The sequence below is a fragment of the Aeromonas sp. MaB10011B genome, assembly GCF_017939325.1.
GTDB lineage: Bacteria > Pseudomonadota > Gammaproteobacteria > Enterobacterales > Aeromonadaceae > Aeromonas > Aeromonas caviae.
In genome coordinates this window covers 1-16,011 of the sequence record NZ_JAGKRK010000032.1, presented here as the reverse complement: position 1 = coordinate 16,011, position 16,011 = coordinate 1, and the positions used below count along the sequence as shown (strand labels likewise).

The 16,011-nt window shown below is 63.2% G+C and carries 11 protein-coding genes and 2 tRNA genes; 6 read left to right on the top strand and 7 right to left on the bottom strand.

What is annotated here, in order from left to right; genetic code table 11:
- Positions 1–122 precede the first annotated feature (122 nt).
- From J9893_RS10310 to J9893_RS10300, 3 genes are all read left to right on the top strand, one after another.
- Positions 123–563, top strand: a complete 441-nt coding sequence (locus J9893_RS10310) for an NUDIX hydrolase (protein ID WP_139736425.1) — start codon at positions 123–125, stop codon at positions 561–563.
- A gap of 173 nt (positions 564–736) precedes the next feature.
- Positions 737–1,879, top strand: a complete 1,143-nt coding sequence (gene chrA, locus J9893_RS10305) for a chromate efflux transporter (RefSeq protein WP_210600642.1) — start codon at positions 737–739, stop codon at positions 1,877–1,879.
- A gap of 137 nt (positions 1,880–2,016) precedes the next feature.
- Positions 2,017–2,886 (top strand): AraC family transcriptional regulator, encoded by an 870-nt coding sequence (locus J9893_RS10300; protein WP_210600643.1) that lies wholly within the window; start codon positions 2,017–2,019, stop codon positions 2,884–2,886.
- Between the two features lie 70 nt (positions 2,887–2,956).
- Here the strand turns inward: J9893_RS10300 and msrB are convergent, their stop codons facing one another.
- The 4 genes from msrB to malQ all read right to left on the bottom strand — a co-directional run bounded on the left by msrB (position 2,957) and on the right by malQ (position 10,079).
- Positions 2,957–3,343: a peptide-methionine (R)-S-oxide reductase MsrB gene (gene msrB / locus J9893_RS10295; protein ID WP_210600644.1), complete on the bottom strand. Its 387-nt coding sequence runs from the start codon at positions 3,341–3,343 to the stop codon at positions 2,957–2,959.
- Positions 3,344–3,488: 145 nt separating this feature from the next.
- Positions 3,489–5,630 carry a glycogen debranching protein GlgX gene (gene glgX, locus J9893_RS10290; protein WP_210600645.1) on the bottom strand — a complete coding sequence of 714 codons (2,142 nt, stop codon included), beginning with the start codon at positions 5,628–5,630 and terminating at the stop codon, positions 3,489–3,491.
- Positions 5,630–7,807, bottom strand: a complete 2,178-nt coding sequence (glgB, locus tag J9893_RS10285; protein ID WP_210600649.1) for a 1,4-alpha-glucan branching protein GlgB — start codon at positions 7,805–7,807, stop codon at positions 5,630–5,632. The genes glgX and glgB overlap by 1 nt, the downstream gene beginning before the upstream one ends.
- Positions 7,808–7,889: 82 nt before the next feature.
- A complete protein-coding gene (gene malQ, locus J9893_RS10280) occupies positions 7,890–10,079 on the bottom strand; it encodes a 4-alpha-glucanotransferase (protein ID WP_210600651.1) in 2,190 nt (729 codons plus the stop codon).
- Between the two features lie 345 nt (positions 10,080–10,424).
- Here malQ and gap point away from each other — a divergent pair, with 345 nt between their 5' ends.
- On the top strand, positions 10,425–11,420 hold the full coding sequence (gene gap / locus J9893_RS10275; protein ID WP_010672882.1) for a type I glyceraldehyde-3-phosphate dehydrogenase: 996 nt from the start codon (positions 10,425–10,427) through the stop codon (positions 11,418–11,420).
- Positions 11,421–11,525: 105 nt separating this feature from the next.
- Positions 11,526–12,386 (top strand): D-hexose-6-phosphate mutarotase, encoded by an 861-nt coding sequence (locus J9893_RS10270; RefSeq protein WP_210600653.1) that lies wholly within the window; start codon positions 11,526–11,528, stop codon positions 12,384–12,386.
- 70 nt (positions 12,387–12,456) lie between these two features.
- On the opposite strand, the gene nadA is transcribed toward J9893_RS10270, so the two are convergent.
- Positions 12,457–13,530, bottom strand: coding sequence for a quinolinate synthase NadA (nadA, locus tag J9893_RS10265; RefSeq protein WP_052816503.1), 1,074 nt, complete (start codon positions 13,528–13,530; stop codon positions 12,457–12,459).
- Positions 13,531–13,672: 142 nt separating this feature from the next.
- Here nadA and J9893_RS10260 point away from each other — a divergent pair, with 142 nt between their 5' ends.
- Positions 13,673–15,778, top strand: a complete 2,106-nt coding sequence (locus J9893_RS10260) for a methyl-accepting chemotaxis protein (protein ID WP_210600655.1) — start codon at positions 13,673–13,675, stop codon at positions 15,776–15,778.
- Between the two features lie 47 nt (positions 15,779–15,825).
- On the opposite strand, the gene J9893_RS10255 is transcribed toward J9893_RS10260, so the two are convergent.
- A tRNA-Val gene (locus J9893_RS10255) sits at positions 15,826–15,901 on the bottom strand.
- A gap of 19 nt (positions 15,902–15,920) precedes the next feature.
- Positions 15,921–15,996, bottom strand: a tRNA-Lys gene (locus J9893_RS10250).
- Positions 15,997–16,011 lie beyond the last annotated feature (15 nt).

Below are 16,011 nucleotides of genomic sequence, written 5' to 3'. Positions count from 1 at the left end.
AAGCGATGGAGAATCGGCATCCGATCCCCCTTGAACAGGCGGCTTGCACAACGGGCCCATCCCCCCTAAGGTGGGCCCGTTTTCCCTGGCGCACCCCGCCGTCTCAGCAAGGAGCCTCCCCTATGTCTACCCCCTATCCCCGCGTCGGTGTCGGCGTCATTCTCACCAATGGCCAGGGCCAGGTACTGCTTGGCAAGCGCAAGGGCAGCCATGCCCCCTATTGGTCCATCGCAGGTGGTCATCTGGAATTGGGGGAAACCTTCGAGTCGGCAGCCATCCGGGAGGTGGCGGAAGAGACCGGCTTCGTCATCCGCCAGCCTCGCGTCATCGCCGTCACCAACAACCTGGAGACCTGGCGCGAGAGCGGCCTGCACTACATCTCGGTCACCCTGCTGGCAGATGTGGACGGGGAGCCGCAACTGCTGGAGCCGGAAAAATGCGAGGGCTGGATCTGGTGCGACCCGCACACTCTGCCCGAGCCTCACTTCGATGCCAGTCGCCAGTCCATCGCCTGCTGGCTGGCGGGACAATGCTACCTGCCCCAGCCACAACCTGCCCCCTGACCCTCACCGGCAGGCTGCCGCACGTAATACCGGTACCTCTCGTCTGCTGGCGGAGGCGACCCGCCACCCCGCCAGCCCCTGTTGATGGCAGGCAGCGCGGGAGGGCGTACCGTCACCAAACCGTCACTTTTTTGTCATATTATCCGGGCCAGGATGATGACGAGGAGGGGAAGATGGGACAGGTATTCGTGCAGTTCTTGTGGCTGGGGTGCATCAGCTTCGGCGGGCCGGCCGCCCATATCGGCTATTTTCAGCGCACCTTTGTCCAGCGGCTGGGCTGGCTGAACCAGGGGGAGTTCGCCCAATTGCTGGCCCTGTGCCAACTGCTGCCGGGTCCGGCCTCCAGCCAGCTCGGCTTTGCCATCGGCCGCCACCGTGCCGGCATCGGCGGCGCCCTGGCCGCCTTCGTCGGCTTTACCCTCCCCTCCTTCCTGCTGTTGCTGGCGGCCGCCGTCGGTCTAGGTCAGCTTGCGGGCAACTTCTGGCTGGACGCCGCCCTGCACGGCCTCAAGCTGCTGGCGCTCGTCGTGGTGGCGGATGCGGTGCTCACCATGAGCCGCCAGTTCTGCAAGACGGCGCTGCAACAGGGCGTCATGGTGGCAACCGCCGCCGCCCTCTGGTGCGCCCCCGGTCTTCTGACCCAGGTCGCCACGCTGCTCGGCGCGGCCCTGCTCTGTGCCTTGCGCGAGCCGCACCCGGGGAGTCAGGGCCTCGCGTCCACTCCGGCTCGCCAGCCTCACTGGCCGACCCTGCTGCTGTTCGCCCTGCTGTTCGTCGGCCTGCCCCTGGTGACGAGCGGCCCCGTCAGCCAGTTGCTGGCCGACTTTTACCGGGCAGGCAGCCTGGTGTTTGGCGGTGGTCACGTGGTGCTGCCCCTGTTGCAGGAGAGCCTGGGTCACCACCTGAGCGAGCAGCAGTTCCTGACCGGCTACGGCCTGGCCCAGCTGGTACCCGGCCCCATGTTCACCCTGGCCACCTACCTGGGCGCCGTGCTGCTGCCCGCCACTCCCCTCATCGGAGCGCTGCTGGCGACCCTGGCGCTCTTCCTGCCGGGTTTCTTGCTGCTCTGGGCGCTGGGCCCCTGCTGGCAGCACTGGCTGGCCCGCCCCCGTCTGGCGGGGGCCGTGGCCGGCATCAACGCCGCCGTGGTGGGGCTGCTGCTGGCGGCCCTCTATCAGCCGGTGTGGCAGAGCGCCGTGCTTTCCCCCACCGATCTGGCGCTGGCCGCCGTCGGCTTCTACCTGCTGCGGGTGCCACGGCTCCCCGTTCTGCCCCTCGCCGCCCTGCTGACGGGGGCAGCCCTGCTGCTGGCCTGACGAACCCGCGACAAGTCAGGCAGCGCCCGCCGGGCTGGCGGTCATGGCTCTTATCCCCGAGGGGAGGCAAAGAGAGCAAGATCCGTCAGGACAGCTCGGGCCCGTTGGCCGATAGTGGGCAGCACAGAGGAGAGACCATGGATCACAACCAGACAGAGGCCTACCGCCGACGCTTTCAAACGGTGACAGAGCACATCGAGCGCCATCTCGACGACGACCTGTCGCTGGAGCAGCTCAGCGCCGTGGCGCACTTCTCGCCCTTTCACTTTCATCGGCAATTTGCCGCTTACTGCGGCGTGCCGCTGGGGCGTTACATCCAGCTGCTGCGGCTGAAGCGAGCCTCTTACCGGTTGGCATTCGCTCCTCTGGACAAGGTGACTGATATCGCCCTCGATGCCGGCTTCCAGCATGGCGAATCTTTCAGTCGCGCCTTCAAGCAGACGTTCGGCCTGACGCCCAGCCAGTTCAGGCAGCACCCGGACTGGGCCAGCTGGCATCGCTGCCTGCCACGGCCCCCCACAAAGAGGATTGACCCCATGCGAGTCGACATCATCCAGTTCCCGCAGACCGCCGTCGCCGCCCTGACCCATCAGGGCCTGCCCGAGCGCATCAACGACACCGCGGCGCGCTTCATCCAGTGGCGCAAGGCCACGGGCGGCTCCCCGGTCGCCACCAGCCGGACCTATGGCCTGGCGCCGGACGACCCCGCCACGACGGAGGGTGCGGCGTTTCGCTTTACCCTCTGTGGCAGCGTCGAGGCCCCCGTCGCCGAGGACAATGAGTGGGGCGTGAAGAATGCCCTCATCCCGGCCGGGCGCTGCGCCGTGGTACGCCACCACGGCTCCCACGACCTCCTGGCCGACTGTGCCCGGGCGCTCTACCGCGACTGGCTGCCCGCCAGCGGCGAAGAGCTGCGGGATTTTCCGCTCTTCTTCCACTACCACAACTTTGTACACGAGGTGCCCACCCATGAGCTGGTCACCGACATCTACCTGCCGCTGGCATAGCCCGGCACCTGACAGGGGGAGATAAAAAAGCGGCGCCTCCGAAGGGAGGCGCCGCTGGTCGTGTCGGGGATCAGGCGTCGGGCTCGAAATCCAGGCTCAGGCTGTTGACGCAGTAGCGCTGGCCGGTCTCGGTCGGCCCGTCCGGGAAGACGTGACCCAGGTGAGAGCCACACTGACGGCAGGTGATCTCCACCCGCTTCATGCCGTGGCTGTTGTCCTCGGTGTAGGTCACAGTCCCCTCGATGGCCCGATCGAACGAGGGCCAGCCGCAGCCCGAGTCAAACTTGGCATCCGAGTGGAACAGCACGCTCTTGCAGCAGACGCACAGGTAGTCGCCGCTCTTGCGGTTGTGCAGCAGGGTACCGCTGTAGGGCCGCTCGGTCCCCTTCTCCCAGCAGACGTGAAACTGCTCGGCGCTCAACTTGCTGCGCCACTGCTCGGGATTGTTACCGCTCATACTGACTCCTCGTCATGCTGACCGGGCAGATATGAAACTGCGCGGTTCTCGGGATTGCTACGCAACCGTCCAGGATTATTGCCATTCATATGGACTCCTTGCCATGTGTAGCGGTGACCAGCATACCGAGTCAGGCCGTTTCACTCTACCCTGCCAGCGGGAACTGTGATCCCGTTGGCAACACGGCGGCAACATCCTGCGTGGCGACTACCCCCTCCCTGGCCAGGGCCACCGCCGGCAGGGCGACCCGCTCCAGCAGCTTGAGGGAGTGGGCGCGCCCGACCGCCACCTGCCGCTTGATGTCGTCCGGCAGGAAGGGCAGGCCGTCGTTGGTGGCGGTGTCTATGGTCTGGATCCACTCCATCCCCTCCCCCGGCGGTGGCAGGCGGAACTGGATGTCGTAATCGCTGGCGTTGAACAGCACGAACCAGCGCTCGCCGGTGCAGCCGATCATGCCGATGTCCATGGCGAACGCCTGACCCATGGGGGCATGCCAGTCCTGATCGGTGAGCTGGTGGCCGTCCGGGTGGTACCAGTTGACCTGGTGGCAGCTGGTCGCCTTGCCATTCCAGCTGTCGTCGCTCAGCTGCAGGTTGGAGAAGACCCCGGATTCCGCCCGCAGCGCCATCATCTGGCGAGTGAAGGCGAGCAGCCGCTCGTCCTCCGGGCGCAACTGCCAGTTGACCCAGCTGATCTGGTTGTCCTGGCAGTAGGCGTTGTTGTTGCCAAGCTGGCTGCGGCCCATCTCATCCCCGGCGAGGAAGTGCGGCGTCCCCTGGGAGAGCAGCAGGGTGGCGATCAGGTTGCGCTTCTGCTGCTGGCGCAGGTTGTTCACCCTGGGGTCGAGCGTCGGCCCCTCCACCCCGTGGTTATGGGAGAGGTTGTGACCGTGGCCGTCTCTATTGTCCTCGCCGTTGGCCTGGTTGTGGCGCTGGTTGTAGGAGACCAGATCCTCCAGGGTGAAGCCGTCGTGATAGCAGAGGTAGTTGACGCTGGTGTGGGGGGCGCGCCAGTTCTTCGGGAAGAGATCCCGCGAGCCCACCAGCCGGGTGGCGAAGTCCCCCATCTTGCCCGCGTCGCCGCGCCAGAAGGCGCGCACCGTGTCGCGATAGCGATCGTTGATCTCCAGCCACTGGCTCGGGAACTGGCTGAGACGATAGCCAAAGGGGCCGATGTCCCAGGGCTCGGCGATGAGCCTGACCCGCGCCAGCACGGGATCCGCCATCATGGCCTTGAAGAAGGCGCTCATGGGATCGAACTCCCCCGCCTCCCGCGCCAGAGTCACCGCCAGATCGAAGCGGAAACCGTCCACCTGCATCTCGGTGACCCAGTAGCGCAGGGCGTCGAGCACCAGCCGCAGGGTGTTGGGATGATCCAGATTGACGCTGTTGCCACAGCCGGTGACGTTGGCGTGACGGTGGTAGTCCGGCCCGTGGGCCCCCGACTCGAAGGCGTAGTAGCCCGCGTTGTCGAACCCCTTGAACGACAGCATGGGGCCGTCGAAGCCGGATTCCGCGGTGTGGTTGTAGACCACGTCCAGGATCACCTCGATCCCGGCCCGGTGCAGCTCCCGCACCATGGTCTTGAACTCGGTTACCGCCTCCTTCGCCGCGTAGCGCGGCTCGGGGGCGAAGAAGGCGATGGGGTTGTAGCCCCAGTAATTGGTGAGCCCGAGCTGCTCGAGCCTGGGCTCGGACATGAAGGCCGCCACCGGCATCAGCTGCACCGAGGTGACCCCCAGCGACTGCAGGTGCTCGATCATCAGCGGGTGGCTGATGCCCAGATAGGTGCCCTGCAGCTCCTTGGGGATCCCGGGGTGCTGGCGGGTGAAGCCCTTGACGTGGGTCTCGTAGAGCACGACCCGCTCGGGCGGGATGCCGGGCTTGCCGACCCCCTGCCAGTCGAAGGCATCGTCCACCACCACGGACTTGGCCACCATGGCCGCGCTGTCCCCCTGATAGAGGGCGTCGTCCCAGTAGGTAGGACGGCTCAGTGCCCTGGCATAGGGGTCGATCAGCAGCTTGTCCGGGTCGAACAACAGGCCGTCCTGGGGGCTGCCATGGACCCGATAACCGTAGCGCTGACCGGCCTTGACGCCGCGCACATGGCCGAACCAGTACTGGCCTCGCCGGCCGGGCAGGGCCAGCCGGGCCTGCTCCTGCTCCTCTTCGTCGAACAGGCAGAGCTCCACCTTGTCCGATTGCGGTGCCCAGACGCAGAAGTGGCAGCCCGTCTCGTCGAGCCGGGCGCCCAGCGGGTGATCCACCCCGTTTTCCATTGCGAACATCAAGACTCCTGTTTGATGAACAAGGTCGCGAGCGGCGGCAGATCCAGCACTATGCTGTGCGCCATGCCCTGCCAGGGCGTCGGCTCGGCGACGAAGACCAGACCCACATCATAGTTGCTGCCCCAGTAATGCTCGCTGTCGGTGTTGAGCACCACCCGATAGTGGCCGGCCGCCGGCACCCCGAGGCGATAGCCGACCCGAGGCACCGGGGTGAAGTTGCAGGCCACCATCAGGGGATGCGCCCCCAGCTTGTCCGCCCGTAGCCAAGCGAAGATGCTGTTGTCGGCGTCGTTGTGATCCAGCCAGCGGAAACCGGCCTGTTCATAATCGGCCTGATACAAGGCAGCCTCGTGACGATAGAGGTGGTTGAGATCCCGGATCAGCCGCTGCTGGCCGCCGTGCTTGGGATACTGCAACAGGTGCCAGGGCAGCTGGGCGTCGTGGTTCCACTCATTGCTCTGGGCGATCTCGGTACCCATGAAGTTCAGCTTCTTGCCGGGGTGGGCATACATGAAGCCCATGTAGGCGCGCAGGTTCGCGGCCTGCTGCCACTCGTCGCCGGGCATCTTGTAGAGCAGGGAGTGCTTGCCGTGGACCACCTCGTCGTGGGAGAGGGACAGGATGAAGTTCTCGTCATAGTGGTACACCATGGAGAAGGTCATGTCGTTGTGGTGGTAACGGCGGTGGATGGGCTCCTTCTGCATGTAGCTGAGGGTGTCGTGCATCCAGCCCATATTCCACTTGAAGCCAAAACCCAGGCCGCCGAGGAAGGTGGGACGGGAAACCCCGGCGAAGGCGGTGGACTCCTCGGCGATGGTCATGGCATGGGGGTACTTGCCGTACACCTCCTCGTTGGTCCACTTCAAGAGGCTGATTGCCTCGTAGTTGTGGTTGCCGCCATCGACGTTCGGCACCCACTCGCCGGCGTTGCGGGAGTAGTCCAGATAGAGCATGGAGGCGACCGCATCCACCCGCAGGCCGTCGACGTGGAACTTGTCGAGCCAGAACAGAGCGCTCGCCACCAGGAACTGGCGCACGGTATCGCGACCGAAGTCATAAATGTAGGAGTTCCAGTCCGGGTGCCAGCCACGGCGCGGATCCTCGTACTCGTAGAGCGGGGTGCCGTCGAAGCGGGCCAGGCCGTGGGCGTCGGACGGGAAGTGGGCGGGCACCCAGTCGAGGATGACGCCGATCCCGGCCTGGTGGCACTGGTCCACGAAGTATTTGAAGTCGTCGGCGCTGCCGTAGCGACTGGTGGGGGAGAACATGCCCACCGGCTGGTAGCCCCAGGAGCCGCTGAACGGGTGCTCGGAGACCGGCAGCAGCTCGATGTGGGTATACTCCATCTCCTTGATGTAGTTCACCAGTTCCACCGCCAGCTCGCGCCAGTTCAGGCTGTCGCCGTTGGGGTGGCGCTTCCAGGAGCCCACGTGCAGCTCGTAGATGGAGAGCGGCTGCTCCAGCTTGTCGTTGCGTTGGCTCTCGCGCCAGGCGGCATCCTGCCACTGGTACTGATCGTGGTCATAGACCACGGAGGCGAACGAGGGGTACTGCTCGCAGTAGAAACCCACCGGGTCGCTCTTGTGGGGCAGCCGGTTGCCCATGGGGTCTTTGAGCTCGAACTTGTAGCGATCCCCGGCCTTGAGCCCCGGCACGAACAGCACCCAGTGACCGCACTGGCTGCGCTGCATGGGGTGGCGACGGCCATCCCAGAAGTTGAAGTCGCCTATGAGGCTCACCGCGGTGGCGCTCGGCGCATAGACGGCGAAGCGCACCCCCTCCACCTGCTGGCCGAGGTGCTCCACTGTGCGCAGTTGTGCACCTAGGGTGTGGTAGAGGTTTTCCGGTTGCCAGGTCAGCTCCGCCAACCCTTCCCAGGCGGCGGCCTGGAACTGGTAGGGGTCTATGATGTCGGCACTGGCGTCGGCGTAGCTGGCGATGAGCTGGTAGGGAAAGGGATTCTTGCGGCGGGTGAAAACAGTTTCAAAGAGGCCCGCTTCGTCAGCGGCAGTCAGGGTGGCAACTATCTTGCCTGACTTGAGGTCTCTGACCCGGACCTCGAGCGCATCGGGCAACCAGGCGGTGAGTTTCAGGCCTGGCCCATCCGGATTGGCCAGCAGGCCTAGATGGGAGAAGGGATCGGCACAGCGGGCGGCAACCAAACGTTCAACGGGCATCGACATTTCCTTTGATGGCTGAACATCCGCTTCGGCCTGGGCCGAAGCGGATGAAAGTGAGTCACATGTTGGCGATTAAGGCTCAACGGCTGGCCTCGTCACGGGCCCGGCTCATCTTGCCCGCCAGATTCTTGAGCGCCTCATCGGCGAAAATATCCTCCAGATCCCGGGAGAGCTTGCGACGCCAGTTGGGGTATTCGTAACTGGTGCCCGGCACGTTGACCGGCTTGTCCATCTCCAGCCAGTCTTCCAGCTGGGTGCTGAACAGGGCACAGCTGCCGCGGGACATGTGCAGTTGCAGACCGTGGTTGAGCTCGGTGTTCATGCCGACCCAGTTCACGTCGTGGCTGATATTGCCAGAGATGACCCCATGGGCATGCAGGCTGTCAAGGATCCGCTGCTTGGCCTGGTGGCGATCAGCATACAGGGTCTTGAGCACCTCTTCATCCGGATACAGGCCCAGTTCGCGTCCCAACGCCAGATCGTCGCAATGCCAGAAGCCCTTGAGGGTCGGCATGTCGTGAGTGGTCAGGGCCGACATCGCCTGCTCGGCGTAGTGGGCCGGGGAGATGAAGCCGCCATCGTCCTTGGAGCGCTCGAAGAAGAACACCTTGTAGGAGTGGACGCCGTTCTCCTTCAGGGTCACGTCGATCCCCTCCGGCACTGTGCCGAGATCCTCGCCGATCAGCAGGCACTGGTTGCGGTGGGATTCGAGGGCCAGGATCCCCAGCAGGTCGTTGACCGGGTAATAGATGTAGGCACCCTTGGCGGCGGACTCTCCGGGCGGCACCCACCACAGGCGCAGCAAGGCCATCACGTGGTCGATACGCAGGGCACCGCAGGAGCGCATGTTGGCGCGGAACAGATCCACCATGGGCTGGTAGGCCGCCTCGAACAGCTGGTTCGGGTTCATGGGGGGCAGGCCCCAGTTCTGGCCGAGGGGGCCGAGAATGTCGGGCGGCGCACCGACCGAGGCTTTCGGGCAGTAGAGATCCCGGTTCGCCCAGATCTCGGTGGAGCCTTCGGAGACACCCACCGCCAGATCCCGGTAGATCCCCATCACCATGCCGGCGGCCTTGGCGCGGGCATCGGCCTGGGCCAGCTGCTCGTCGGCCAGGAACTGCAGGTAGAGGTAGAAGGCCACGTCCTGGTTGTGCTCGGCCATCCAGGCGGCAACGGCCGGGTTGTGGTAGTCACGGAACTGCTCAGGCCAGACCGGCCAGCCCCAGGCGTTGTCGCTCTTGGCATAGAAGTGGGCCTGCAGGGCATCGAACGCCGCCTGCTGTTGCAGGCTGTCGCCACCGGCGGCCACGAAGGCATCGAACGCAGCCTGGCGCTCGGCGCTGAAGCTGGCCTGGTCGAACACCTGGCGCAGCATGCCGATCTTGGTCTGGATGACGCCGGTGTAGTCCACGTTGTCCTTGACCCGCAGGGAGGTGAGGTGCTGCTGGAAGGCCGGGCTCGCCACCTCCGCCTTCAGGCGATCGTTGCTCAGGAATTCGGGCACCGCCTCCACATCGATATAGGCGACGTTGAGCCAGCGACGGGAAGAGGGGCTGTAGGGGCTGGCGCTCTCCGGGTTGGCCGGATAGAGAGCATGAATGGGGTTGAGGCCGACGAAGTGGGCGCCCCAGGCGGCGGCTTTCTCCACCAGCTGACCGAGATCGCTGAAGTCGCCGATGCCCCAGTTGTGGCGGCTGCGCAGGCAGTAGAGCTGCACGCTCGGGCCCCACACCTTGCGACCATTGGCGATGGGCGCCTGCTTGTAGCAGGACTTGGGGGCGACGATGAGACGCATGGTGGCCAGCGGCTCGTCATTGCCCTCTTCGAGCAGGATGAGCTGGTGATAACCCAGCGCCGGCTGGACATCCAGGGTGACGCGATAGGCCTGGCACTCCATCTCCTCGAACTCGGCCACCCCGACCAGCTCACCCTCGATGGGAGTGAATTGACCGGACAGCACGGCACCCTGCTCCTGCTGGAGCTGCCAGGTGAGGGCGTCGTTGACGAATTCGATGGGCAGACGGACTTCGAGGCTGATGGGCTCGCCGCTGCGGACCACCATCACGGGATCCAGTGGCCGCAGCCAGTGCTGGCGATGCTCCTGCTCCAGCTGCTCGGTCAGGGCGGCCTCGTCGTCGACGCGGTAACCCATGGCGCCCAGCATGGCGGCCTTGCTCTCTTCGGATACCAGGGCCGGCTGGCCCCAGGCATCAACATACTCACTGGCAATGCCTTTGGCGGCAGCCAGCTGTTCAATCAGGGTGGTCATAGTTTGAGAATTCCCGCTGTGGATTCTGTCTACGCTATTTTGTGATTAATTTTTTGGTTGGTATTTGAACAGTGGCTCTTTGGCCATGCTAAACCGCGCACATTTTTACATATCTCCCCGGCTGGATGTGTGACCGGGCAGGCACTATTGTTGTTCTCTGCCACCGACTTTGCTGATGATGCATTCAACAAAAGTTGGTAGCCAGTTACATAAACCGAAAATAAATTTCACAGTTTTTCATGATATAGCGCAATTTCGCGCAGATTGTTGGTTGACTCGCGAGGGAGTTCTAGTAAATTTACAAACGGAATTTTCTTTGACTACTGAACAGTTAGGTAACCAATTATGACTATCAAAGTAGGTATTAACGGTTTTGGCCGTATCGGTCGTTTCGTTTTCCGTCTGGCCGCTGAGCGTGCTGACATCGAAGTGGTTGGTATCAACGACCTGATCGACGTTGACTACATGGCTTACATGCTGAAGTACGACTCCACTCACGGTCGCTTCAAGGGCACTGTTGAAGTCAAAGACGGCAACCTGATCGTCAACGGCAAAACCGTACGTGTTACCGCTGAACGTGACCCGGCCAACCTGAAATGGGGCGAAATCGGTGTTGACGTTGTTGCCGAAGCAACCGGTCTGTTCCTGACCGACGAAACCGCTCGAAAGCACATCGCTGCCGGTGCCAAGAAAGTCGTACTGACCGGTCCGTCCAAAGACGCTACCCCGATGTTCGTCATGGGCGTCAACCAGGATTCCTACGCTGGCCAGGACATCGTTTCCAACGCTTCCTGCACCACCAACTGCCTGGCCCCCATCGCCAAGGTTCTGAACGATACCTTCGGTATCGAATCCGGCCTGATGACCACCGTTCACGCTACCACTGCTACCCAGAAGACCGTTGATGGTCCGTCTGCCAAAGACTGGCGCGGTGGCCGCGGTGCGGCTCAGAACATCATCCCGTCCTCTACCGGTGCTGCCAAGGCTGTTGGCGTGGTCATCCCGGAACTGAACGGCAAGCTGACCGGCATGGCCTTCCGCGTGCCGACTCCGGACGTGTCCGTTGTTGACCTGACCGTCAACCTGAAGAAAGAAGCGTCCTACGCTGAAATCTGCCAGGCCATGAAGGCTGCCTCCGAAGGCGCCATGAAGGGCGTGCTGGGCTACACCGAAGACGAAGTGGTTTCCACCGACTTCTTGGGTGAGCGTCAGACTTCCGTGTTCGATGCCAAGGCTGGTATCCAGCTGAACAAGACCTTCGTGAAAGTCGTCTCCTGGTACGACAACGAAATGGGCTACTCCAGCAAGGTTCTGGACCTGATCGCTCACATCTCCAAGTAATTTGGGATGCGCAATCGCGTAGCTTGAAAAAAGGCGGCCAATGGCCGCCTTTTTGTATTCTGAATCACGGACCCTTTCTGAATGTCCCCGAGCACTGGAGCCTTTATGACACCGACACGTACGCTGACTGCCCACTGCACCCTGAGCCAGGATGGCCTGCCCCTGCTGACCATAGACAATGAGCACGCCAGGGCCGAGATAAGCCTGTTTGGCGCCCATGTGCTGCGTTACCAACGCCATAGTGAGCCGGCCTCTCTCTGGCTCAGCGACAAGGCGATACTGGATGGCAGCAAGCCCATTCGCGGCGGCATTCCCCTCTGCTGGCCCTGGTTCGGCCCCTCCCCCGCTCGCGTTGGCAGCGGCAAGCCGGCTCATGGCTTCGCACGCAACTGCCTGTGGACGCTGGATGGGGTCTCCGATCACGGGGATGGCACACTCGTCCACCTCTCCCTGCGTGACAACGATGCCAGCAGGACACTCTGGCCCCATGCCTTCGAGCTGGAGCTGGACGTACTGGTCGGCAAGGAGCTTTCCCTGGTGCTGACCACCCGCAACACCGGCAAGTCAGCGCTCACCTACAATGCCGCCCTGCACACCTACCTGCAGATCAGTGCGCCGGAAGCGGTGACCGTGACCGGCCTCGGCGAACCCTATCTGGACAAGCTGACCGGCCGAAACGAACTGCAACAGGGAGCGCTGACCGTCACCGCAGCCATGGATCGCATCTACCGCCAGCCCGATGCCATGGTCAGCGTGCAGGATGGTGAGCGCACCACCCGGGTGGTCAACGGCAACCACGACAGCGTGGTGGTCTGGACCCCCTGGCAGGAAGGGGCCAGCGCCATGGCCGACATGAGTGACAACGGTTATCGCACCATGCTCTGTGTCGAGGCGGCCATCACCGCCGAGGACGGGATCACCGTCCCGCCCGACGAGGAGCACAGCTTCTCCACCGTCATCATCTGACGATACAGATGACGGATAAATAAAGAGGGCTCCCGCGGGAGCCCTCTTTGCATCTTGCCATCAGCGTCAGTCAGGCGTTGCCCTGGGTCTTGAGCTTGAGCTCGGCGGCGAAATCCAGCATGCGGTCGAGCGGGACAAGCGCTTTGAGACGCAGTGCCTCATCCACATGGATCTCGTGACGCTCGGCGCCGTCGGTCAGGGCCTCCTTGATTGCCACCAGGCCGTTCATCGCCATCCAGGGGCAGTGGGCGCAGCTGCGGCAGGTGGCACCATCACCACCGGTGGGCGCCTCCACCATCTCTTTCTCCGGGCATGCCTGCTGCATCTTGTAGAAGATGCCGCGATCGGTCGCCACGATCAGTTTCTGCTGGGGCAGCTCTTTGGCGGCCTTGATGAGCTGGCTGGTAGAACCCACCGCATCCGCCAGTTCGATGACGGAGGCCGGAGACTCCGGGTGCACCAGCACGGCGGCATCCGGGTTCTGGGCCTTGAGCTCGCGCAGCGCCTTGGCCTTGAACTCGTCGTGCACGATGCAGTGCCCCTGCCAGCGCAGCATCTCGGCCCCCGTCTTCTTCTCGATGTAGGCGCCGAGGTGGCGGTCCGGGCCCCAGATGATCTTGTGACCCTGACTGTCCAGATGTTCGACGATCTCCAGCGCAATGCTGGAGGTGACCACCCAGTCGGCCCGTGCTTTCACCGCTGCCGAGGTATTGGCATAGACCACCACGATGTGATCGGGGTGGGCATCGCAGAAGGCGGAGAACTGGTCGATGGGACAACCCAGATCAAGAGAGCACTCGGCCTCCAGCGTCGGCATCAGCACCCGCTTGTGGGGGCTCAGAATCTTGGAGGTCTCTCCCATGAAGCGCACACCAGCCACGATCAGGGTCTGGGCCGCATGGTCGCGACCGAAGCGGGCCATCTCCAGGGAGTCACCCACGAAGCCACCGGTGGCTTCTGCCAGGGCCTGGATCTCGGGATCCGTGTAGTAATGGGCAACCAGCACGGCCTGGCGCGCCTCGAGCAGCACCTTGATCTCGGCGATCAGGGTCGCCTTCTGCTCGGGAGTCAGGGGCTGTGGTTTGGCCGGGAAGGGGTAGTCCATCTCGACTACCGGCGGAATACTGCTCAGTGCATTGCTCATTGCGACTGTTCCATCAACGCTCGGGAAGGCCAAAATTATAACCAGAAGCCGTGCACAAACCCATCAACAAATCCAGTACAGTACAACTGTCAGGATCCGCTCCGACCATATCGTTGTCATTCTTGCCAAAAGGAGTTGTCGAATGAAACAACGTTCGCTCAAGACCAAGTTGTTGTTGCTCACGCTGGGACTTTTTCTCGCCAGTGGCGTCGCCATGACATGGATACAGTCCTCCTCGCTGAACGGCCTGCGCGATGACATCATGGCGCAGACCCGTGGCGCCCTGGAGCAGGAGGTTTCCCGTTCCCTGCAATTCCAGGCAGAGCGGTATGCAGTGCAGATCGAAGACCAGTTGCAGCAGGCCTATCAGATACCGCTCGGCATGGCGGCGCAGCTTGAAGGAAGCATGGCCCAGCCGGACCAGCGGCTGAGTCGCCCACAAGTGGAGCTGCTGCTTGGCAGCCGCCTGCGCCAGGCAAACGGGATCAGTTCCATCTACGCCCAGTTCGAACCCAACGGTTACGACGGACAGGACGCCGACTGGCAGACGGGCGCCAGCCATTCGGTTGCCGGCAAGGGCAGTCTCGAGGTCTACTTCACCCGGGAACAGAACGGAAACATCGCGCAGCAGACCATAGATGCCGCCACCAGTGACGCCAAGTTCGACACCTCGCGCAATGAATTCGGCATTCGCAACAGCGAGTGGTATCTCTGCGGTCGCGAGACTCGTCGCCCCTGCCTGATGGAACCCTACCTCTACGAGATAAGCACTGGCCAGAAGATGCTGATGACCAGCCTGACGGTGCCCGTCCTCAAAGATGGCAAGTTTGCCGGGATCACCGGGGTCGACATGAACCTGCCCATCTTCCAGCAACTGGCCGAGCACCTAGGCAAGAGCCTCTATGACAACCAGGCCGAGGTCACCCTGGTCAGCAAGACGGGCTTCATCGTCGGCAGCAACCGCCATTCGGACAAATTGGGGCGCCCCCTGACAGAGGCCGGACTGGTTACCCCGAATGGACACCCCGCCGATACCGACAGCGATTTCATCCTGCAGCAGCCCATACGGATCGAGGCCGCCGACAACCAGTGGTGGCTGATGATCAAGGTGCCCAAGGCCCTCGCCCTCAGCCAGGCCAACACCATCAGCCAGCAGCTCGGCAGCCTGTTGCAGGCTACCCAGCAGCAGCAGCTGGTTGCCATCGTTGTCATCACCCTGGTGGCCCTGGGCCTGCTTGTCTGGTTCATCCAGACCATCACGGCGCCCCTCTCCCTCATCAGCCGCCACGTCTCCCACCTCGCCAGCAATGAAGGCGACCTGACCCAGCAGATGCGTATCGACACCCACCAGGAGCTCATCGAGCTGGGCAGGCATCTCAATGCCTTCCTCGGCAAGCTGAGGGCCATGGTGCAGGGCAGCAAGCAGATAGGGCAACAGGTGCATCAGCAGGCCAGGGGCATGAAACAGACGGCCGATGCCATGCGCAGCAGCCTGGATGATCAGAGCCTGGAGCTGGAGAGCGTGGTCAGCGCCATGCACGAGATGAGCACCACGGCAGTCAGTGTGGCGGGCTATGCGGAACAGGCGGCGCAGGAGTCTGAAGCGGCGACCCACCATGTCAGCACGGCCCAGCAGACCTTGAGCAGGGCCCGCAACGAGATCCATACCCTGGTCGAGGACATGCATCAGGCCGACAAGGCGGTCGCCCAGGTCGCCCAGCGCAGCACCAATATCAGCCATATTCTCGATGTGATCCGGGCCATTGCCGAACAGACCAACCTGCTGGCCCTCAACGCAGCCATCGAGGCGGCGCGGGCCGGCGACATGGGCAGGGGTTTTGCCGTCGTGGCGGACGAGGTGAGGGCGCTGGCCAACAAGACCCGCTCATCCACCGACGAGATAGGGCAGCTCATCGGCAGCCTGCAAACCGAGGTCACCAGCAGCCAGCAGTTGATGAGCACGGGGATCGCCCGCTCGGTGAGCACGGTTGAAGGCACGGAGCAGGCCTTCGAGGCACTCAATCAAGTGGTCACCCAGATCCAGCAGATCCATGATCACATCAGCCAGGTGGCGACCGCCGCCGAGCAGCAGAGTGCCGTGAGCGACACCATCAACCAGAACCTGATGCGCATCGGCGACGCCGCCACCACCCTGGGACAAGAGGCCAATGCCAGCCAGCGCCTGAGCGAGGCACTGGAACAGGCGGCCACCACCCTGGCAAGCGAGCTGGATCGACTGCGAACCTGATGAGAGACGGAAACGAAAAAGCCCGCATCGCTGCGGGCTTTTCAATATGGTGGTCGTTACTGGGCTCGAACCAGTGACCCCCTCCTTGTAAGGGAGATGCTCTCCCAGCTGAGCTAAACGACCTGGGATATGACTGAAATGATGGTGGGTCGTGCTGGATTCGAACCAGCGACCAATTGATTAAAAGTCAACTGCTCTACCGACTGAGCTAACGACCCATCGAAATCATTTTT

What these genes read in the sequence shown, in the direction of transcription:
- nadA (WP_052816503.1), bottom strand. Translation starts at nt 13,530, where the DNA reads ATGAGCAATGCACTGAGCAGTATTCCGCCGGTAGTCGAGATGGACTAC.
- malQ (WP_210600651.1), bottom strand. Translation starts at nt 10,079, where the DNA reads ATGACCACCCTGATTGAACAGCTGGCTGCCGCCAAAGGCATTGCCAGT.
- gap (WP_010672882.1), top strand. Translation starts at nt 10,425, where the DNA reads ATGACTATCAAAGTAGGTATTAACGGTTTTGGCCGTATCGGTCGTTTC.
- J9893_RS10270 (WP_210600653.1), top strand. Translation starts at nt 11,526, where the DNA reads ATGACACCGACACGTACGCTGACTGCCCACTGCACCCTGAGCCAGGAT.
- J9893_RS10310 (WP_139736425.1), top strand. Translation starts at nt 123, where the DNA reads ATGTCTACCCCCTATCCCCGCGTCGGTGTCGGCGTCATTCTCACCAAT.
- glgX (WP_210600645.1), bottom strand. Translation starts at nt 5,630, where the DNA reads ATGTTCGCAATGGAAAACGGGGTGGATCACCCGCTGGGCGCCCGGCTC.
- J9893_RS10260 (WP_210600655.1), top strand. Translation starts at nt 13,673, where the DNA reads ATGAAACAACGTTCGCTCAAGACCAAGTTGTTGTTGCTCACGCTGGGA.
- msrB (WP_210600644.1), bottom strand. Translation starts at nt 3,343, where the DNA reads ATGAGCGGTAACAATCCCGAGCAGTGGCGCAGCAAGTTGAGCGCCGAG.
- J9893_RS10300 (WP_210600643.1), top strand. Translation starts at nt 2,017, where the DNA reads ATGGATCACAACCAGACAGAGGCCTACCGCCGACGCTTTCAAACGGTG.
- glgB (WP_210600649.1), bottom strand. Translation starts at nt 7,807, where the DNA reads ATGCCCGTTGAACGTTTGGTTGCCGCCCGCTGTGCCGATCCCTTCTCC.
- chrA (WP_210600642.1), top strand. Translation starts at nt 737, where the DNA reads ATGGGACAGGTATTCGTGCAGTTCTTGTGGCTGGGGTGCATCAGCTTC.